The 19,283-nt window shown below is 62.0% G+C and carries 15 protein-coding genes; 9 read left to right on the top strand and 6 right to left on the bottom strand.

What is annotated here, in order from left to right:
* Positions 1 to 465: 465 nt before the first annotated feature.
* From rpsB to carA, 8 genes are all read left to right on the top strand, one after another.
* Positions 466 to 1,230: a 30S ribosomal protein S2 gene (rpsB, locus tag VGG64_01625; protein HEY1598271.1), complete on the top strand. Its 765-nt coding sequence runs from the start codon at positions 466 to 468 to the stop codon at positions 1,228 to 1,230.
* A gap of 216 nt (positions 1,231 to 1,446) precedes the next feature.
* On the top strand, positions 1,447 to 2,277 hold the full coding sequence (gene tsf, locus VGG64_01620; GenBank protein HEY1598270.1) for a translation elongation factor Ts: 831 nt from the start codon (positions 1,447 to 1,449) through the stop codon (positions 2,275 to 2,277).
* A 101-nt stretch (positions 2,278 to 2,378) separates the two neighbouring features.
* On the top strand, positions 2,379 to 3,125 hold the full coding sequence (pyrH, locus tag VGG64_01615; GenBank protein HEY1598269.1) for a UMP kinase: 747 nt from the start codon (positions 2,379 to 2,381) through the stop codon (positions 3,123 to 3,125).
* Positions 3,126 to 3,236: 111 nt separating this feature from the next.
* Positions 3,237 to 3,803 carry a ribosome recycling factor gene (gene frr / locus VGG64_01610; GenBank protein HEY1598268.1) on the top strand — a complete coding sequence of 189 codons (567 nt, stop codon included), beginning with the start codon at positions 3,237 to 3,239 and terminating at the stop codon, positions 3,801 to 3,803.
* Positions 3,804 to 3,882: 79 nt separating this feature from the next.
* On the top strand, positions 3,883 to 4,665 hold the full coding sequence (locus tag VGG64_01605; protein ID HEY1598267.1) for a glycerophosphodiester phosphodiesterase family protein: 783 nt from the start codon (positions 3,883 to 3,885) through the stop codon (positions 4,663 to 4,665).
* A 255-nt stretch (positions 4,666 to 4,920) separates the two neighbouring features.
* Entirely contained in the window at positions 4,921 to 7,041 is a 2,121-nt protein-coding gene (locus tag VGG64_01600; protein ID HEY1598266.1) for a peptidylprolyl isomerase, read from the top strand.
* 331 nt (positions 7,042 to 7,372) lie between these two features.
* Complete coding sequence (locus VGG64_01595; protein ID HEY1598265.1) at positions 7,373 to 8,650, top strand: aminotransferase class I/II-fold pyridoxal phosphate-dependent enzyme; 1,278 nt, start codon at positions 7,373 to 7,375, stop codon at positions 8,648 to 8,650.
* 429 nt (positions 8,651 to 9,079) lie between these two features.
* Positions 9,080 to 10,222, top strand: a complete 1,143-nt coding sequence (gene carA, locus VGG64_01590) for a glutamine-hydrolyzing carbamoyl-phosphate synthase small subunit (protein ID HEY1598264.1) — start codon at positions 9,080 to 9,082, stop codon at positions 10,220 to 10,222.
* Here carA and VGG64_01585 read toward each other — a convergent pair.
* Positions 10,205 to 10,603, bottom strand: a complete 399-nt coding sequence (locus tag VGG64_01585) for a hypothetical protein (GenBank protein HEY1598263.1) — start codon at positions 10,601 to 10,603, stop codon at positions 10,205 to 10,207. The genes carA and VGG64_01585 overlap by 18 nt on opposite strands.
* 22 nt (positions 10,604 to 10,625) lie before the next feature.
* On the bottom strand, positions 10,626 to 11,594 hold the full coding sequence (locus VGG64_01580) for a hypothetical protein (protein HEY1598262.1): 969 nt from the start codon (positions 11,592 to 11,594) through the stop codon (positions 10,626 to 10,628).
* A 602-nt stretch (positions 11,595 to 12,196) separates the two neighbouring features.
* Between VGG64_01580 and VGG64_01575 the strand changes: the two genes are divergently transcribed.
* A complete protein-coding gene (locus tag VGG64_01575; GenBank protein HEY1598261.1) occupies positions 12,197 to 12,658 on the top strand; it encodes a hypothetical protein in 462 nt (153 codons plus the stop codon).
* Positions 12,659 to 13,045: 387 nt separating this feature from the next.
* Here VGG64_01575 and VGG64_01570 read toward each other — a convergent pair whose 3' ends face one another.
* The 4 genes from VGG64_01570 to VGG64_01555 all read right to left on the bottom strand — a co-directional run bounded on the left by VGG64_01570 (position 13,046) and on the right by VGG64_01555 (position 19,061).
* Positions 13,046 to 14,221 (bottom strand): YncE family protein, encoded by a 1,176-nt coding sequence (locus VGG64_01570; protein ID HEY1598260.1) that lies wholly within the window; start codon positions 14,219 to 14,221, stop codon positions 13,046 to 13,048.
* The gene (locus VGG64_01565; protein HEY1598259.1) at positions 14,222 to 15,706 is read right to left on the bottom strand and encodes a DUF1501 domain-containing protein; all 1,485 of its coding nucleotides are present in this window, start codon (positions 15,704 to 15,706) and stop codon (positions 14,222 to 14,224) included. It lies immediately after the preceding gene.
* A 1-nt stretch (position 15,707) separates the two neighbouring features.
* Positions 15,708 to 18,557: a DUF1553 domain-containing protein gene (locus VGG64_01560; protein ID HEY1598258.1), complete on the bottom strand. Its 2,850-nt coding sequence runs from the start codon at positions 18,555 to 18,557 to the stop codon at positions 15,708 to 15,710.
* A gap of 81 nt (positions 18,558 to 18,638) precedes the next feature.
* Entirely contained in the window at positions 18,639 to 19,061 is a 423-nt protein-coding gene (locus VGG64_01555; protein HEY1598257.1) for a hypothetical protein, read from the bottom strand.
* Between the last annotated feature and the right edge of the window lie 222 nt (positions 19,062 to 19,283).

Here is a 19,283-nt window from a genome sequence, read left to right as displayed (position 1 = left end):
AGACCCGCAGCAGACTCCGCGGCGCCACGTCGTCCAGACGTTTGAGCAGCGCCAACTCATCGTGAGCGATCGTGGCCAGTTGCATGGCGGCTTCTCGCCCGCTACGGGCAACCGCGATGACAATCGTATCCCGATGGACATCCAAACCGACGTATACTAGCTTTTTCATGGGACCAGTCCTCCGTGGTGGCTCTGCGCATTGTAAACGCAACTCCAGCGTAACCCACGTCAAACGTGAGCGACTGGTCCCAACCATTCTGTCTACCTAGTCCCTCTCCGAATTGACCACCTGCCAGAACATCGGTACACTACTGGGCTTGCCACTGCGAACGGCCCGCAGGGCGGCGGCGCGTGTCTCGTACACGCGGGCGGCTTTTGGCCGAGTCCGAACCGAACGCCGGACGCCCCGGGCGAGCTTTTCGCCCAGCGGGACTTTTGCCGGTGTGCCTAGCGAGGAGCGCCCCCGTGTCTACTGTTCTCGTCAAAGAGTTGATCGAAGCGGGAGTCCACTTTGGCCACCGTGCCAGCCGGTGGAATCCCAAGATGCGGCCCTATATCTACGGCCGCCGCAATCTGATTCACATCATCGACGTCCGCGAAACGATCCGCGGGCTGATCCGCGCCAAGAAGTACATCAGCCAGGTCGCGGGGGGCGGCAGCCTGGTGCTGTTCGTCGGCACCAAGCGGCAAGCGTCCGAGACGATCGATCGCGAAGGGCGCCGTTGCGGCATGCCCTTTGTCAGCGACCGCTGGCTCGGTGGCGCCTTGACCAACTTCCGCACGATTCGCAGCCGGCTCACCCGTCTGGAAGAGCTCGATAAGCTGAAGAACAGCGAAGAGCTGGCCGCCTACTCGAAGAAGATGCAATCGGCCCTGAATCGCGAGCATCGCAAGATGTTGCGCAATCTGGACGGCATCCGCACGATGAACCGTCTGCCCGAATGCCTGATCGTGATCGATCCGAAGAAGGAAAAGAACGCCATCCGCGAGGCCCGTTCATTGGGCATCACGACTGTGGCGCTGATCGATACCGACTGCGATCCGGACCTGGTCGATTTGCCCATTCCGGGCAATGACGACAGCATTCGGTCGATCGAGCTGGTCGTGCAGCAACTGGCTGACGCGATTTTGGAAGGCAAGACGAACGCTGCTACCGGAGCGGGTGGCAAAGACGCCATGCCGGCCGCCTACACCAGCCCGGACGTCGGCGACGACAAAGACGCCGACTAACCGTGCGGGGGTCGGAGCCAACGAATCGTCCCTGGTCGTGCTGTATGGACCGCTAGCGGGGCCACGCATTGCCGGCCAGGAACAGCGTTTGCCCCGTAGGCCCACACCGATCGTTTTCGCACAGACTCTTTTGGCGGGCTTGGCTGCCTGAATGGGCGAGCCCGCTACAATAATTCACCGAGGCTTTCCCAAGCCCTTTAGGGAGATAGAACAAACATGGCAGAAATCACTGCGGCAAAGGTCATGGCGCTACGGCAACGCACCGGACTGCCCATGATGGACTGCAAGAAGGCCCTGCAAGAGACGGGGGGCGACGAAGAAGCCGCCGTCAGTTGGCTGCGCAAGCAGGGAATCAAGACGCAAGAAACCCGCATCGGTCGCGAAACGGCCGCCGGCCGGATCGCCGTGTATGCCGACATGACCAAGGGCGTGGCGGCCATGGTCGAGCTGCAATGCGAGAGCGCGCCGGTCGCCAGCAGCGCGGAGTTCGTGCAGTTGGCCAACGACATGGCCAAGCAGTTGGCCACGGGTCCCGGCGCCAAGACGCCCGAAGAGTTGCTCAAGCAGCCTTCGCCGAGCAAGCCGGGCCATACATTGGGCGAGGTCAAGGACGATATGTTCAATCGCATCCGCGAGGTGTTCAACCTGGCGCGGATCGTGCGCATCGACTCGGCCGCCGGCGCCTATGCCCATCACACCGGTAGCCCCGGCGTGCTGCTGGAAGTCGAAGGAGGAACGCCCGAGTCGGCCAAGGACATCGCCATGCACATCGCGGCGCAGCGTCCGGCGGCACTCTCGAAAGAGGACCTCGACGCGAGCCTGGTGGACAAGGAACGCGAGATTCTCACCGAGGCGGCCCGCAAAGAGGGCAAGCCCGAGAACATCCTGGCGAAGATGGTCGAAGGGCGGATGAAGAACTTCTACGCGGACAAAGTTCTCAGCGAGCAACCGTTCGTCAAGGACGACAAGAAGACTGTTGGCACCGTGGCCAAAGAGGCCGGCATGAAGATGAAGCGGTACGTGCTATGGGAACTGGCCAAGGTGTAGGCGCAGAGCGCGCTACGTTGCGACGGGCTCGGTGTTGGCGGTTGGCGGACGGAAGATGGTTGTTTTCCTAAGTAGATCCTGATTCGAAAGTTGCTCTCGCCATGTCGGACCCGCTGCAGACCCATCGCCGTGTTGTGTTAAAACTTTCCGGCGAAAGCTTTGCCCATGCCGGTGAACGTGGCATCAGTATGGACGCGGTCGTGCACACGGCCGAGCAAACGGCGAAGGCCGCCGAGCGCGGCGTGCAAATCGCGATCGTGATCGGCGGCGGCAATATCTTGCGCGGCGCTCAGTTCGCCTCGGCGAGTAGCAAGATTCAAGAGGCCACGAGCCACTACATGGGGATGCTGGCCACGGTGATCAACGGGCTGGCCCTGCAGGACGCGCTCGAATCGTTGGGTTGTGCCACGCGGCTGTCCTCGGCCATTCGCATGGACGGCGTGGCCGAGCCGTATATTCGTCGCCGCGCCGCCCGGCATTTAGAGAAGGGGCGGATCGTGATCCTGGCCTGCGGCACCGGAAGCCCGTTCGTAACTACCGACACGGCGGCCGCGCAACGCGCGTTGGAACTGGACGCCGATATCTTGCTCAAAGCGACCCGCGTCGACGGCGTCTATAGCGACGATCCAGAGAAGAATCCGCACGCGGTTCTGTATAGCGAGTTGAGCTATCAGGCCGTCCGCGAGCAGAATTTGCGAGTGATGGACCCCACGGCCATTACGCAGTGCATGGAGCACGACATGCCGATCCTGGTCTTCAATTTCCGCAAGGTGGGTAATATCGTGCGGGCCGTCAGCGGCGAGAAGATCGGCACGCTGATCCGCAGCAAGGCCGCCGAGCCGAGATAGGAAATGCAAAATGCAGAATGGTGAATGAAGGAGTTTCAGCCCGGCACCTGGGCCCGCACTCTTCGTTTAATCGTTCATCATTTCTCATCCATCATTATTCAGGTACCTGCCATGAACGCCGACGATATTCTGCTGGACGTGGAAGAGCGGATGGACAAGGCCATCGACGTCTTGAAGCACGCCCTGTCGGGCATCCGCACGGGCCGCGCCAACCCGGGCCTGGTCGACTCCTTGCGAGTCGAGGCGTACGGATCGCCCACGCCGCTGAAGACTTTGGCCAGCGTCGGCGTGCCGCCGGACCAGCCTTCGCAGATCGTGATTCGCCCGTTCGATCCGGGCACGCTCAAAGATATCGAGAAATCGATCCAGGCCGCCGGCCTGGGCTTCAACCCTATGAACGACGGCCGCGTGCTGCGACTGAACGTGCCGCCGCTATCGGGCGAGGTGCGGCGCAAGATGGTCGGCCGCATCAAGGATTTGACCGAAGAAGCCAAAGTCTCGATTCGCAACGTGCGCCGCGACGGCAACAAGTACGCCGATCAATCGGAGAAAGACAAAAAGATCTCCGAGGACGACTGCAAGGGGCTCAAGGACGAGATCCAAGAGTTGACCAAGAAGTATGAAGCCCGCGCCAACGAATTGGCCAGGTCGCGCGAGGCCGAGGTGATGGAGGAGTGAGACGCGGAACGCGACGCGTCGAGCGCGGAACGGATTTGTTTGCGTTCGGTACACGTCGCTCAGCGTGCGCACTATTTCGATGACCACGCTCACCCCCGTCGCCGCCCTGTTGCGGAAGAATCGCGTGCTGGTGGTCGCGCATCGCGGGGCAAGCCGCGTGGCGCCCGAAAATACGCTGCTGGCGTTCGAAGCGGCTTTGCAAGTGGGCGTCGATCTGGTCGAGTTCGACTATTTGCACTCGGCCGACGGCGTGCCGGTCGCCTTTCACGACGAAGAACTCGATCGCCTGACCGATGCTCATGCTGTGTTCGGTGAGGCGAAGATACGGCTAGCAACGAAGACACTGGCCGAATTGAAACGGCTCGATGCCGGGGGCTGGTTTGGTCCGCAATTTGTCGGCACGCGGATTCCCACGCTGGCCGAAGCGCTCGACACAATTCTGACCGGCGCAATGCCGCTGGTCGAGCGCAAGGCGGGGGACGCCGCGACATTTGTGGAACTGATCCGGCAAAAGAATTGCCTGGGACGGCTAGCGGTGATCGCATTCGATTGGGACTTTCTGGCCGATTGCCGGCGTCTGGCGCCGGATCTGACGCTGGGGGCGATCGGCCAGCACGATCTTACGGCGGCGCAGCTCGACGAGATTCAATCATTCGGCGCGGCATTCGTCGGCTGGAACAACGACCATCTAACCAAGCCGTATATCGACGCCATCCACGAGCGGGGACTGAAAGCCTCGGTGTGGACCGTCGACGATGCTGAGCGGGCGCGGCAATTGATCGATTTCGGCATCGACGCGATCACTAGCAACGTACCGGAGAAGATCAAAGCAGTCGTGGCCGCGCATCCGCGGGCACGCTAGCGGGTGCAAGTGCCGGCTACCGCGCCTTCCACGGCATCGACGCCGCTGTCCGCGCTCATGTTTGTGGTCCGCGCGCGAGGATCGACTCTGGCGAGTTGCTAGCAACTGCGGCGACGCCGCAATGGGCACCGATCTTGACCCTTTTCGACTTCCTTTCCTATACTCCCCCGCCCATTGATCCAGATGGGCAGGCGACGGGCACCATTGTGGCTCGTCGTCGCAGCGAGGAATGCAACTTCGACCGGAGGTAAGGCTATGTCAGGCAAGGATGCCCTGGCGCCTGCTGTGCGCATAGGCGGCAAGTGGAAGAATCGTCTGGCCGTTGGCGCCGGATCACTCGTAATCGTGGGCGCAGCGATCCTGGTGCGCAGCGTGTGGGGTCCCGAGCACGCCGGGGCGCAAGCGCCGCCGGTGGCGCGTGGCAAGGCTGCCAAGGGCAAACCGCCGGCCAAGGGGCAAGCTGCCCCCGCGGCGACGCCAGTTGACCAAAAGATGAAGGTTATGGCGGTGGTCAACAATCAGCGGATCACGCGCGACGATCTGGCGCGCGAGTGCCTGTTGCACCACGGCAAGGAAGTCTTAGAGAGCCTGACCAACAAGCATCTGATCGCCGAGCATTGCAAGCAGCGCAATGTCGTCATCACCAACAAGGAAATCGACACCGAGATCGATCGCATGGCCGACCGCTTTGGCCTGCCCACGGATCAATGGTTGAAGATGCTCAAGGACGAGCGGAGCATTACGGCGGCCCAATACGCCAAGGATATCATCTGGCCCACGCTGGCCTTGCGAAAGCTGGCCGAGTCGCGGCTGCAAGTCTCGCAGCAGGATCTGCAGGAAGCCTACGAGACGCAATTCGGTCCGGCCGTGCAAGCGCGTGTCATCGTGACCAGCGATCTGCCGAAGGCTCAATTGCTGCGCGAACAAGTGTTGAAGAATCCGGAAGACTTCGGCAATGTCGCCAAAGAACATTCTATTGATGCCAATAGCGCCAGCGCCAAGGGAATGATTCAACCCGTGCGCAAGCACCTGGGCGATCCGACGATCGAAAAGGTCGCGTTCACGATGCGCGAGGGGGAAATTTCGGAAATCATCCAGGTGCAAGGGCAGTACGTTTTTCTGAAATGCGATGCCCTGGTCGCCGCCCGCCCGGTGCCGATGGATCAGGTGCAAAAGCTGCTGGTCGAGGCCATCCGCGATAAGAAGCTACGGCTGGCGGCCAAAGACGTCTTCGAGGAGTTGCAGCGCGACACGGTGGTGGAGAATATCTTCAACGATCCGCAAAAGCGCGCCGCCTTTCCCGGCGTGGCCGCCACGGTTAACGGCCACCCGATCACAATGGACGAATTGGCGGAAGAGTGCATCGAGCGGCACGGCAAGGACAGCCTCAAGGGGTTGATCAACCATCGGTTGGTCGAGCAAGCCTGCCAGCGGCGCAAGATGCAAATCACGCCGCAGGAATTGGACGCCGAAGTCATGCGGGCTGCGATGATCGGCGTGAAGCCCCGCAAAGATGGCTCGCCCGACGTGGAAGCATGGCGGAAATATGTGATGGAAGAGCAGGACATGACCTGGGATGTGTATATGCACGAGGTCATCTGGCCCGAGGTGGCACTCAAGAAGCTGGCCGGCGATAAAGTGCAAGTCAGCGACGAGGATCTGCACCGCGGGTTCGACGCCAACTACGGGCCGCGAGTGCGTGTGCGAGCGATCGTGCTGAACAATCAGCGCCGCGCGCAAGAAGTTTGGGAAAAAGCTCGCAAATTCGCCCCGATCGAGCAACTGGCCAAGCGCCCCGCCGAACGCACCGCAGGCAGCGTGTGGGTCGATCCGCCGCGCGAAGTGCAGGCCGTGATCGACGAGGCGGCCAAGCTGTACGGTAAGCTGGCGGCGCAATACTCGATCGAAGTCGGCTCCAGCGCGCTCGAAGGCGAAGTGCCCCCCATCCAACGCTTCGGCGGGCGTCCGCTGCTCGAGCAAGAGGCCTTTTCGATGCGAGCCGGCGAACTTTCGGGCATCGTGCAATTGGGTGATAAGTTCGTGATCATTTTCTGCGAAGGCCGGACTAAGCCCGAGAACGTCAAGTTCGAAGAAGTGAAGCACATCATCAGCGAAGACGTGCGCGACAAGAAGATGCGCGTGGCGATCGCCGATGAATTCGCCAAGTTGCAGGACGCGGCCACGATTGATAACTTCCTGGCCAACACGACGCAGTCGCCCAAGCAGGACGAGCGGAACATGTTTCAGCGTGTGAACGCCGAAGCGCCGATCGATCCGACGGTACCGCGCTCGGGCTACACGGGCCCTGCCCCCAGCAAGCTGCCGACCGGCATGTCCCCCGCGAAGGCGACGCCGACCACGCCGTTGCTACGATAGCGCGTGCGGATTCGCGCCAGAAGGCGGCCACATTCTCCGCGGCGCAGTCTGCGGGTGGCGGCCGGAATGCGCGGTGAGCGTCCCCGCGCTCTCGCGGTGCTGCCGGCCCGCGAGTTTTTCTGAGCCACGTGCTTGCCGTTCGTCGTTTTTGTCGGCCGGATGCACCGCTCTTGGGGGCGAAAGCGATCTGGCACGGTGGTGGGGTTGGTGCCGATATGCCGAGCAATCTGGCGCCACGGCCCCCCCTGGCAGTTTTCGACGTGCCTCGCCGAAGGTATCTTCTAGGGACCAGTACGTCCGCACCAAGTCTCCCCCGTTCGGGGTCGCCACGATGAGTAATGACTTTTCTTCGCACCTGGCCGACGACGGCTTGCCGCCGTTCAAAGTGCAACTCGCCGGCCGTATGAGTCGGCTGCCGCCCTATTTGTTCGGGCGGATCAATGCGCTGCTGTACAAGAAGCGCCGCGCCGGCGACGACGTGATCGACCTGGGCATGGGCAATCCCTCGGACCCGCCCCAAGACCTGGTGATCGAAAAGCTGGTCGAGGCTGCGCGCGATCCCACGAGCCATGGCTACAGCCAGTCGACGGGCATCCTTAATTTGCGCCGCGAAGTGGCCAGCAAATACCTGAAGAAGTATGGCGTCCGCCTCGACCCCGAAAGCGAGATCATCGTCTGCCTGGGCTCGAAAGAAGGCTTCAGCCACATGTGCCTGGCGCTGATGGGCCCGGGCGACACGGCCATCGTGCCGTCGCCGACATTCCCGGCGCACGCCCACGCGGTGACATTGGCCTCGGGCAATGTCATCACGCTAGAGGTGGCAGATTGCGAGAAGTTTTTGTCGAACGTGGCCTATACGTGCCAGCATTTGCACCCGTCGCCGAAGCTATTGATTGTCAACTATCCGCACAATCCATCCAGCGTGACGGTCGAGCCGGAATTCTTTGTCGAGGTCGTCAAGCTGGCGCGGCGTTACGGCTTCATGGTGATTAGCGACGCGGCCTACGTGGATGTGGCCTTCGATGGCTATCAACCGCCGAGCTTTCTGGCGGCGCCGGGGGCCGTGGATGTGGGGGTCGAATTCACCACGATGAGCAAGGGCTACAACATGGCGGGCTGGCGCGTCGGATTTTGCGCCGGCAATCCCGAGATGGTTCGCGCGCTGGGCACGATCAAGGCCTATTACGACTACGGCATGTTTCAGGCGATTCAAGTGGCGGCCATCGTCGCCCTGCGGCATACCGAAGCCGCGGTCGAGTCGCAGGCCAACATTTATCAGCATCGCCGCGACGTGCTGGTTGAGGGGCTGCGCCGCATTGGCTGGGACATCACCCCGCCACGCGCCGGCATGTTCGTGTGGGCCAAGATCCCTGATCAGTGGCGCCAGCGCATGGACACGCTCACCTTTGCCATGAAACTGCTGGAAGAAGGGGATGTGGCCGCCAGCCCCGGCTCGGGTTTCGGCCCGGCGGGCGAAGGTTACCTGCGGATGGCACTAGTCGAAAATGAAAGCCGGCTGCGTCAAGCCGTTCGCCAGATCGCCCGCTGCCTGGGCGCCGAGGCACGTACCGAATCACGCGAGCGGACGGCCCCGCCGGTGTCGGGCTGACGCAGAGACGCCGGGCCCCTGTAAACGAGACACCTGGCAAAAGAGCCTTGGCGCGCCCCAATCGTGCGGCGACTTTTCGATCCCGCCTGCCCGGCCTATAATCTTTCCTTGACCGATGGCCCCAACGCGCGTGCCGCTGCGCGCAAAAAAACAGAGGGCCCTTGCTCGCCGGGGCAAGGACCCTCATCAAGGCTGTCCGTTCAGGACCGACTGGCGCCGGTCATGTCCGGAGACCCACAGCCATTAGGAACGTATCGGGCCAGCAGACCGACGGACTTTAGCGGTACGGACCGCGGCACGCTGGTTACCGGAAGTTCGGCGGTACGCAGGGTGTACCGCGGCAGATGGCACGGCTGGGCAAGCCGGCTGAGCGGATTGCGATCGTTATAAACCGAAAATCCTCACTCCCCGATGAACCTTGATTTGCCGATGAGCAACACACCCATCGCCAAGCTGGCCCTGGAAGACGGCACGATTTTTTGCGGCACTTCGTTCGGCGCGACCGGTGAGGTCGACGGAGAAGTCTGCTTCAACACGTCGATGACCGGATATCAGGAAATCATCACCGACCCGAGCTATCGCGGGCAGATCGTCACGATGACGTATCCCGAGATTGGCAACTACGGCGTCAATACCGAGGATGTCGAAAGCGGCCGTCCGCACCTGTCGGGCTTCGTCGTACGCCAATTGAGTCATCGCGTGAGCAATTTTCGCGCGAATGGCTGCTTGCACGATTACCTGGCCGCAGCGGGTGTGGTGGGGCTGGCCGGCATCGATACGCGGGCCCTGGTCCGCCGGATTCGCAGCCGTGGTGCGATGAAGGGGGTGCTGTCGACCGAGGATCTCGACGACGCCAGCCTGGTGGCCAAGGCAAAAAACAGCCGCGGGCTGGTCGGACGCGATTTCGTGCGCGAAGTCATGCCGACCGAGGCCAAAACATGGAGCGAGCGACTCAGCCCGTGGGAAATTCAGGGGCGCGATCAGAAAGCGATCGACGACAGCGCGCGGCCGCACGTGGTAGCCATCGACTACGGCATGAAATGGAACATCGCCCGGCACTTGTACGATCAGGGTTGCCGAGTAACGGTGCTGCCAGGCACGTTTTCGGCCGAGCAGGTGCTCGACGAGCGGCCTGACGGCGTGTTCCTTTCCAACGGTCCCGGCGATCCCGAGCCTTTGGATTATGCGATCCGCACGATACAGGGTTTGCTGGGCCGGGTCCCCATTTTTGGCATCTGCCTGGGACACCAGCTGCTGAGCCTGGCTTGCGGCAGCAAGACGTTCAAGCTGAAGTTCGGGCACCGCGGGGCCAATCAACCGGTCTTGAACCTGGAGACGGGCAGCGTGGAAATTACGGCCCAAAACCACGGGTTCGCCGTGGATGAAGCCAGCCTGCCGTCATCGCTCGAAGTGACGCATCGCAACCTCAACGATCAAACGATCGAAGGCGTACGGCATCGCGACCTACCAGCCTTCAGCGTGCAGTACCACCCGGAAGCGTCCTCGGGGCCGCACGACAGCAATTATCTGTTCCGGCGTTTCCGCGAGATGCTGTCACTCGTCGAACAGTAACGAGACGACATCCAGCGCCGCCAGGGCGTGCGCGGGATCGTGAAGCTCTTCTCCGGCCAGGCAGCGGCGCCACACGCGCAGAGCGTGCCTGACGTATTGCTCGCGCGATTCGTCGACGAGCGCCGGTCCCACGGCCGACTTCACCTGGGGCCACAAAGACTGCAGCTTGGCGAGCGCACCGGCCCGGCCGGCAATGGCCTCGAACACCACATCGTCGAGCAGGCCCAACTGTTCGACCAGGTCGGCACCGGATGTCCCAGGAAGGCGTATGGTGCCTGGTGACGCGTCTTCTTCTGGTGCGCGAGATTGCTGGGGCTCGATCATGGTGGGCGCCGACGGCGGTACCCAGTCGTAGCGAGAAGGTCGGGGACGTGAAGCCATAGTTTGCGATTCCATCTTGCCTTTAACCATTGGTTTTCTGCTTGGTATTTGTCGTTCGCGCGGTCGTGCGACCGCCGGCGAGATCGTTTTGTAGGGATTCGAATTGCGCCATCAAAGAATCGAGCACCGGATCGGTCTCGGCGGCCGCGGCGGGCGGCGCGGCGGCGTTCGCTCGATCTTGCTGGGCACCGGCCGGCCCGGCCTGCTTCTTCGATTCGGGCAGCGTAGAGCTGGCAAGCCCTTTGCGGAGTGACGCGAGTTCCTGGGTCCACCCTCGGTTACTAGCAGTACCTGCCGGAGCGCCTTTATCGGCGTTATCTTCCGGCGGGATTGCGATGTCCGAAACGGGCGTCGCTTCGCCCGCCAACGAGTGCTGATCGGCGGCGCTGGCGGTCTCGGCCGCAGCGACCTGGTCGGATACGTGCGCTGGTTCGACGGGATGTTGTTCCGTGGCACGCGCGGCGGTGTGTGCGGCCAAAGCGGCGCAGAGCGGCGCTTCGAGGTCGGCCAGCTTTTGCCGCTCGAAAGAGAGTTGCTCGTGGTTGGCTACGAGAGCAGCGCAGGCCTGCGACAATTCGCTGAGCACCGATTGGCCGATCGATTGCGTCTGACTGCGCGCGACATCGAGCTCTTCGCGGACTCGTTCGCGTTCGCTCCGCAACGCGTCGGCCTGTTCTGCCAGCGCGCGTCCGGCGTCGGTCGCCAGTCGCTGAACCTGGTCGCGCAGTTCGTCGGCCAGTTTTTCGGCGGTGGCATTCGCGGTGTCCAGTCTTTGTTGCGCAGCCTGGAAAGCCGTGACTTGGCGCTCAAGGTCGTCGCGTCGCGTATCCAACTCGCCTTGCCGCTGGTCGATCAGGACTCGCAACGCGTCCAAATCGTCTAATCTAGCGGCGACGAAATCCTGGAATTCGTCACCAGCCTGGCGCAGCTCGTCCAACCATCCCCGTATCTGATCTCGGTCAATACCCGAAAGTGTCAGATCGGTCGACATGGAAACCACGTTCGCGCAGTGGAAAGGATCGATCCCGAGCCGTCGCCGCTGCGACGATCGGACAAAGGTCGTGCGTAATTGGGCCCACGGCCAGCGCCGCGGCGATTGTCGAAAGTGGATCCGCCCGTCGCGACAATGCGTGGAAAAGTGAGGCGGACAAAATGACATGGCATCCCGCCAGCAAAAACTTAGGTCGAATTCGCAAGACAGGCAAACCGGTGCTATACGAACCCTTTTTGCCACGCGTTGTCGCAAGTCCGTATGTGGCCTGCGTATGGCGGATCGTGTGCCAATGAGTCGCTCGCGCACTTCCCCCCCCAGAATTACCCCAATAGAGGTTTTAACCCGTCCGGATGTGGCGGTCGCGGCGCTCGGCAGCGGCTCCAGGGCCTTGCACGACCGCCGAGATATGCGATGTTTACCGGGTCGTTCGTAGCGTGGATTCGGCTCGATTTCCTGCTTTGCAGCGGGCCGCACGGTAATGAAACGATTGGCGTATCGGCCCGATGCACGGTAGTTGCAACGTGAAAAGTAATATCGGCCGAGGTGTCCGCCGTTGGATGCCGCCACGCCACAGTTGTTCCTTAAGGAGGGGATGTGAGATGCGAGATGTGAGATGTTTTGGCCGCCGCGCGGCGGTTGTAATGCTCTTCGTCGCGGCCGTTGTTGCCGCGTCGGCGCGTGTCGATGCGGGCCAGCCGCGAGTTCAATTGGTAGCGCTCAAGTCGGCCCGCGTTCTGGCCGCCGATCCGAGCTGTTGCACTCCGGTGCAGACCTGCTGTCCGACTCCCTGTATTCGCTACATCGATCGGACCTGCCACAAGCCTTGCTGCGGTGACTGCAAGCCGCCGATCAAGACAGTTTTAAAGGTCGTCAATCCGGTCACTTGCTGCCCGGTGGAAGTGCCCGTTTGCTTGCCGGCCTGTTGCGACGGATGCCCGGTGGTAGATGGTCAACGCGGCTTATTGTGCCGCGGCGTGGTGACCTACGATTGGTGCTGCGGCTATCGCGTCGTCGTGCGTTTCGATCGCTGCGGTGATGTGACGGTTGTCTATCGCGGCTAGATCGGCCGCAGCGCGGACGAGACGCTCGCCCGTGCCAGGCGTCAAGTTGTCTGCTTGAAATCGCCCGCTCACTCTGCCTGGCTCACCAGAGCCGCAGAATGAGTGGGCGATTTTTTTGTTGGCGGTATTTCGAACAGTAAATCGGACTAACGCGGTGCCATGCTCACGCAACACGTGAGCATGTCTGGTTTGAGTGCTCATTCACATGTCCACGCGTTGCGTGGACGTGGCACCCGGCCACGACGATTCCTACGGACGCCAAGCACCGCAGAATACAATGCCCAACATCAGAGCGCTATGCGCCATTAGGGCGGAAAGTCGAGCCGCTCGCATCGCGCGACGACCCGCGCGTTGAAACGGGACGCGGTGAACCGACCTGACCGCGGCCTATCGCGACGGATCGGCCCGTCGCAATGAGGAAGGAAAGCCGGGCGTAGAGACGCGCACTCCGGTATCCCGCAGATCGTCCTTGTCCACGCCAAAGATGGCCAGTTGCCGCGCCGCATGCTCCTGCACGACCAGGTAGCGTCCGTCAGCCGTGAAACAGACTCCTTCAGGGATGCGACCAATCGGCATGTCGACCGACTGCGAGAAGGTTTTGCCTATCCGTTTCCATAGTTGCAATCGGCCATGCTCGGTGCGCTGCGGATCGGTGGACGGAATGTTCGAGCTTTCCATCAGCACGACGGCTACCAGGCGCCCGTCGGGGCTGATATCGAACGACTCGGGCCCGGTTCCGACCGTCAAGTGATCGATCGTCCGCACCGGATCGACGGTCAGATCGATGACGGTCAACAGATCGGCGTCGGGACCCTTTTGATTGCCGCCACCTGCCACTAGACCCAGCGCACCATCGGGCGTGATCTGCACATGGTAAGGCTGCCCGTAGGAGGGCAACTTGCGATCTTCGAGCGCGGCGTGTCCCTCCTTGATCCTTAGCACGCGCACCGCGGCGCCCTTGTTCAAGCTCACTAGCGCCATCGTGCCGGCCGGATTGATGGCTATATCGGCGGGTTCGCTCGTCGGTTCTCCGACAGTCAGCGTCTGACGCACGGTCACGCTCGTCCCGTCGATCGCCAGCAACGAGATCGTGCCGTCGCCGCGATTGGCCACCAGGGCCAGGTCGCCGGCGCGATTGATGGCAACGCCCGAGGGCTGCTTGCCAACGCGCACCGTGCCTACGATCTTCGGTGCTGCGAGCGAGAGGTCGATGATTTGCACAATGTCATCAGGCACAGGATGCTGCGGGTCGTCCGTGTAGCGGCTGACCGAATTGGCCACCAGCGCCCAGCGCTCGTCGGGACTAAGCGCGACATTGGTCGGCGGCCCAACGACGCTATTCGCAACGCCCATCACGTGCCGCACGCGCGGCGGAAATACGGCAAAGTCGAGGATCGTCAAACTATCAGGCTCGGCGTTGTCGACGGTTCGGCCGGCGCCGCTCGATAAATCGTACTTGCCTTCATTGCCCGAAAGCAGAATATCCGCTCGTGCCGTGAGCGTCGTGGCGTACAGCAGGAACAAAACCAAAGCAACGACAGTGCAACGCGGGAGAACGTTCATTCAGGCAAGTACCTCGGAAATTACATGGCCGTGGACATCGGTCAGTCGGCGTTCGATACCGTTGTTGTAATAACGCAACCGCGTGTGATCGAGCCCTAGTATGTGCAGAATCGTCGCGTGAAAGTCGTGAATCGACACCACGTTTTCCACGGCTTTATAGCCCAGTTCGTCGGTGGCTCCATAGGAGAACGGCGCCCGGACACCTGCCCCCATCAGCATGCAAGTAAAGCCGAGCGGGTTGTGATCGCGGCCTGTCGCTCCCTTTTGGTACATGGGCATGCGGCCGAACTCGGTGCAGAATACGACCAGCGTGTCTTTGAGCAGGCCGCGCCGCTTGAGATCTTGCAAAAGTGCGGCCGCCGGCTGATCGAGGATCGGTCCGTGAATGTCATATTGCTCGCGCAGCTTGCGATGACCGTCCCAGTTGCCGACGCCCTCTCCCATGGCGTATGCGCCGTTGAATAATTGCACGAAGCGGACGCCGCGTTCCAACAGCCGCCGCGCGAGCAGGCAGTTGCGGGCAAAACCAGCCTTGACCTTGTTCTGTGTGTCGTCAGCGCCGTACTCGGCCAACACATAGGCCGGCTCGCTGGAAAGATCGGTTGCTTCAGGGATGCTGAGCTGCATCCGCGCGGCCAGCTCGTAGCTGGCGATGCGCGCGGCGAGTTCATTATCGGCAGGAAAACGGGACCGATGTTCCGCGTTCAACTCGGCCAGCAAGCGACGCGTCGCGCGCGACTCGGCCTCGCCGACCCCTGCGGCCGGTTGCAAGTTGGCGATCGGCCGTTGGGCATTGAACGCAGTCCCTTGAAAAACCGCCGGCAGAAATCCTGGCCCCCAATTATTCACCGCCGCCTGCGGCACGCCGCGCGGATCCGGAATGGCAACGTAAGCGGGCAGATCCTGATTCTCCGACCCTAACGCATAGGTTGCCCACGAGCCCATCGAGGGAAAACCATCGAGCGTAAAGCCAGTCGACATGCAGTTCTCGCCCGGCCCGTGAGTGTTGGTCTTCGTCGTCAGCGAGTGAATGAAGCAAAAGTCATCGACCAGCGCTCCTAGGCGTGGCAGCAGGTCGCTCGTCATCTTGCCCACGCCCCCGCGCGGGCGAAACTCATAATGTGGGCGGGCGATGGCGCCGTTCTCGCCCTGAAAAGTGACGGCCGCCTCGGCATTGGGCATGGGCTCTCCGTCGCGCTTCACAAGCTCCGGCTTCCAATCGAACGTGTCCATATGCGACAGCGCGCCCGAGCAGAAAATCACCAGCACGTTTTTGGCCCGCGCGCGCTCCGGTGCTGGCCGTGGTGCGTGCGGCGCGGCCGGATCGATCGCCGGTTGATAGGCGGCCATCGTATCCGAGGCGAGCAGGCGATCTTGATCAAGCAAGGCCGTGAGCGCAATGCCGCTGAGTGCGCTCCCGGCATTGCCGAGAAACGCGCGGCGATCGAGCAAGGCACGTATTGGTGAACTGTCGGTAGGGTGCATGCTAGGGAAGAAACAAAAACTCGTTGCTGTTGAAAACCGCGCGGCAGACCGCCGGCAGGCCGAACTCTTCGGCCACGCGAACCGACGACGCGAGCTCGCCGGCGCTCGGCTCGCGTGCCAGCGTCTCGGCAAACACGCGGCGCACTTGACAGCTTAGGTCTTGCTGTCCCGCATCGCGAACTCGTTTTGCCAGTAGCTCGGCCTGCTGACGGATGAATTCACTGTTGAACAGGTTGAGCGCCTGGATGGCCGTTGTCGAACGACTGCGCCGCGGAGCAGGTTGACCGGCGTCGGGGCAATCGAGCGCGCCGAAGACGCCGTCCTGGGCCATCCGCACCCGATGCACGTAAATCATCCGCCGCCAGGCGTCTGGCCCCCACACCTCGCGCGCATCGTACACGCGCACGTAGTTGTCGTTGGGCTTGAAAACGTTGAAGCCGGGCCCCCCGCGCGTCGGATCCAGGGCGCCACTGGTGGCCAGGATCGAATCACGAATCGGCTCCATTTCCAGGCGCCGTGCGGGAAAGCGCCACAACATCTGTGTGGCCGCGTCGGTTCGCAGCCCCAACTCATGAGCCACGCTCGCCTGACGATAGGTGTTCGAAGTCAGCATCAGCCGGTGCAGAGCCTTGAGCGACCAGTGGGCGTCAATCAACTGCCGCGCGAGCCAATCGAGCAACTCGGGATGCGACGGCGGTACGCCCATCGCGCCAAAATCCGACGGCGTGGCAACGAGGCCTGTGCCAAAGTGTTGCTGCCAGAGACGATTCACGATCACACGCGGCGTCAGAGGATTGCGCGCATCGACCAGCCAACGGGCCAGCGCCATCCGGCGCTCGGCCTCGACGACCGTCGACTCGATCCCGAGCGAGCCGAACACCGCAGGCACGTCGGGCGAGACGCGTTCGCGCCGCTGCATGGGATCGCCACGATAGAGTCGATATGTCGGGCCGGGGGCTGAAAACGTACCGCCGAACACGGCCTTCGGCAGAACTTCCGCGGCGCCGCCGGGCAACAGCACCTCGGCCGGATCGCGCACGGGGCGATCGCCGTAGTGCAGACCAGCAAAGATGGCTTGCATCTGGTAATAGTCACGCTGCGAGATCGGATCGAATTTGTGATTGTGGCAACGCGCGCAGCCGATTGTCAGTCCCAACACACCCGAACCGACCGAGACGATCACTTCGTGCAATTCGTCAACGCGCGCCTGGCGGATCGAGGGCTCGTCTTTGCCAACCTGTCCGGGCAGCACGGCCGGCGCCGCGACGAGAAAGCCGGTCGCCGAGTCGACCCCCAATTGATCGCCCGCCACCTGTTCTACGATGAAGCGATCGAACGGCTTGTCTTCGTTCAGGCTCTTGATTACGTAATCGCGAAAGGGCCACGAGTTTTCGCGCGGTGTGTTGACCTCGAAGCCGTGCGTGTCGGCATAGCGAATGACATCCAGCCAATGCGACGCCCACCGCTCGCCATACTGCGGGCTGGCTAGCACGCGATCCACCAGCTTCTCCCAAGCGTCTGCCGCATCGTCTTCGATGAATTGCTTTACCGCCTCGGGCGACGGGGGAAGCCCGAGCATGTCTAGGTACAGTCTGCGAGCCAACGTGCGACGATCGGCCGCGGGGGACGGACTCAATGCTCGGGTGTTAAGCCCGGCCAGGATAAAGGCGTCGATCGGGTTGCCGCTGGCGACGAATGGATGTTCAATCGCGGGAGGCGCGGTGTCTCGCAGAGGCTGAAATGACCAATGGCTGGTCTCGACTTTCGGTAGCTCGGCGTGGCCTGCCAACTCGTCGGGCCAGGGGGCGCCTTGATCGATCCAGTTGCGCAGTGTGGCGACCTCGGCATCGCTCAGGCGCGGATCCTCGGGAGGCATTCTCGCCTCGCGATCCTTGCTCGTCACACGCGCCAGTAAGTGACTTGCATCCGTGTCGTAGGGTACGACCGCCGGCTCGCCCGACTCACCACCTCGAAAAGCCCAATCGCGCACGTCGAGCCGCAATTGATTTTCTTGGGCGTCAGTGCCGTGACAGCCGACGCAATGCGTGGCCAACAAGGGCCGCACTTCGCTGACAAAATCCACCGGCGCGGCTTGCGCACCTTTGGCCGCCAGATAGTGGCTGCGCACCTGCGCTTGCGATAGCGGCACTGAGTACACCGCCAATTCGTCCACGTCTGCCAGCAGCGACCGCGAAGCCTGCCCGCCGTTCGACCAGTTGCCCAGCGCAGCCGGGTCCAGCAGCACCGGCGGGTGCGGATTAACGACGGTTTCGATGATCAAGCGGCCATCTCGAAATAGTCGCTCGAGTCCGGTCCGTGCATCGTAGGTCACAACCAAGTGCAACCAGCGACCGGGACGAACTGTTTCCGGCTCACTATTCGGATTACTACTAGCGCCCTGGATGGCGAGTTCCAAGGCGCCTGAAGACTTGAGATTGAAATGCAGGTAGCCCGGCTCCCAGTTATCAACGGCGTACAGGGCCGCGGTGGGCTCTGCCGGCAGTCGGGCGACGTTGATCCACATCTCGACACTCACTGCGTCGTGCCGCCCGAGTCGCGGTAGGCGCACGTGGCCGCCGGGGCCCAATCGCAGCGCCTTGCCCAGCGAGCCAAGAGCCGAGTCGACCCCTCGCGAGATCTCGCCCCCTGGCTGCGCAACAAGATCCGGTAAAGAACCGGCAACGGAACTGTCCGACTCTTCAAAACGCCAATGGGCGAGCAGACCTTCCGTGGCGCGCACGCTGTCCGCATAGTCTGCTGCGGCGACGATCGGGATGCCGAGAGCGCTGACGAGCAAGCTCGTCACCACGATCAACTGCGCGCCGAGGGTGGGAAAAGAGGCGGAGGGCATCCGCTTGACAATAGCCGGACTCGACCCGGCGTGCCACTATTGTGGACTGCTCGACCCGGAAAACCGCCCCCCAGCGGGCAGTTAGTTTTCAGACGGCACCTTGGCCAAGGCTTGCATCAAGCGGTCTTGCACGATACTTACGATCCACTGATCGTCGTCAACGGCGCGACTCAACAGCCAGGCACAGACTTTGGAAAGGCTCAGATTTTTCTTCTTGGCCAAGCGCTCGATGCGGAGGGCCACCTGTGGCTCCAGTCGAACATACATCAAGACGACTTCGCCCGAGGATTCATCCGTGGAACTCTTGACGGGCTTCGCCCGTCCGTTGCCATTGACCGTGGACGCATCCAGCCGACGATCGAGCACCGCGATGGCCTCGTGCTCGACTTGCGACGCGTTATCCAACAAAAACGAAGCTGTTCGCGCTTTGGCGTGACCCAGCATGGAACCGACTTTTGCGATGCGCTCGGCAAGCTGTTTACTGACATAGAAATGAAGTCGCACTGCGTGTTGCCTATGGTCCAGGTTTCTTAATTTAGTGGCTACTGCGAACGACGTGCTCATGGGTCACCTAAGCGAAGATGGTGTGATTCTTGAGATAGTAATGGATGTCGAAATCGCCTCGGCAAGAACATTCCGACGAAAATCGCCGGTGCGGAAAGTGTGCCGCATTCTACCGCGCTCCCCTGGGTCCTTACCTTGCGTTTGCCTCAGGATTGGGCCAGG

The sequence above is a fragment of the Pirellulales bacterium genome (assembly GCA_036490175.1).
In the GTDB taxonomy this organism is placed as follows: Bacteria; Planctomycetota; Planctomycetia; order Pirellulales; family JACPPG01; genus JACPPG01.
This window is presented reverse-complemented; position numbering and strand designations above follow the sequence as displayed.

Bases quoted from the DNA above. Each gene is read 5' to 3' on its own strand.
- tsf (HEY1598270.1), top strand. From the start codon at position 1,447: ATGGCAGAAATCACTGCGGCAAAGGTCATGGCGCTACGGCAACGCACC.
- pyrH (HEY1598269.1), top strand. From the start codon at position 2,379: ATGTCGGACCCGCTGCAGACCCATCGCCGTGTTGTGTTAAAACTTTCC.
- frr (HEY1598268.1), top strand. From the start codon at position 3,237: ATGAACGCCGACGATATTCTGCTGGACGTGGAAGAGCGGATGGACAAG.
- VGG64_01605 (HEY1598267.1), top strand. From the start codon at position 3,883: ATGACCACGCTCACCCCCGTCGCCGCCCTGTTGCGGAAGAATCGCGTG.
- VGG64_01600 (HEY1598266.1), top strand. From the start codon at position 4,921: ATGTCAGGCAAGGATGCCCTGGCGCCTGCTGTGCGCATAGGCGGCAAG.
- VGG64_01595 (HEY1598265.1), top strand. From the start codon at position 7,373: ATGAGTAATGACTTTTCTTCGCACCTGGCCGACGACGGCTTGCCGCCG.
- carA (HEY1598264.1), top strand. From the start codon at position 9,080: ATGAGCAACACACCCATCGCCAAGCTGGCCCTGGAAGACGGCACGATT.
- VGG64_01585 (HEY1598263.1), bottom strand. From the start codon at position 10,603: ATGGCTTCACGTCCCCGACCTTCTCGCTACGACTGGGTACCGCCGTCG.
- VGG64_01580 (HEY1598262.1), bottom strand. From the start codon at position 11,594: ATGTCGACCGATCTGACACTTTCGGGTATTGACCGAGATCAGATACGG.
- VGG64_01575 (HEY1598261.1), top strand. From the start codon at position 12,197: ATGCGAGATGTGAGATGTTTTGGCCGCCGCGCGGCGGTTGTAATGCTC.
- VGG64_01570 (HEY1598260.1), bottom strand. From the start codon at position 14,221: ATGAACGTTCTCCCGCGTTGCACTGTCGTTGCTTTGGTTTTGTTCCTG.
- VGG64_01565 (HEY1598259.1), bottom strand. From the start codon at position 15,706: ATGCACCCTACCGACAGTTCACCAATACGTGCCTTGCTCGATCGCCGC.
- VGG64_01560 (HEY1598258.1), bottom strand. From the start codon at position 18,557: ATGCCCTCCGCCTCTTTTCCCACCCTCGGCGCGCAGTTGATCGTGGTG.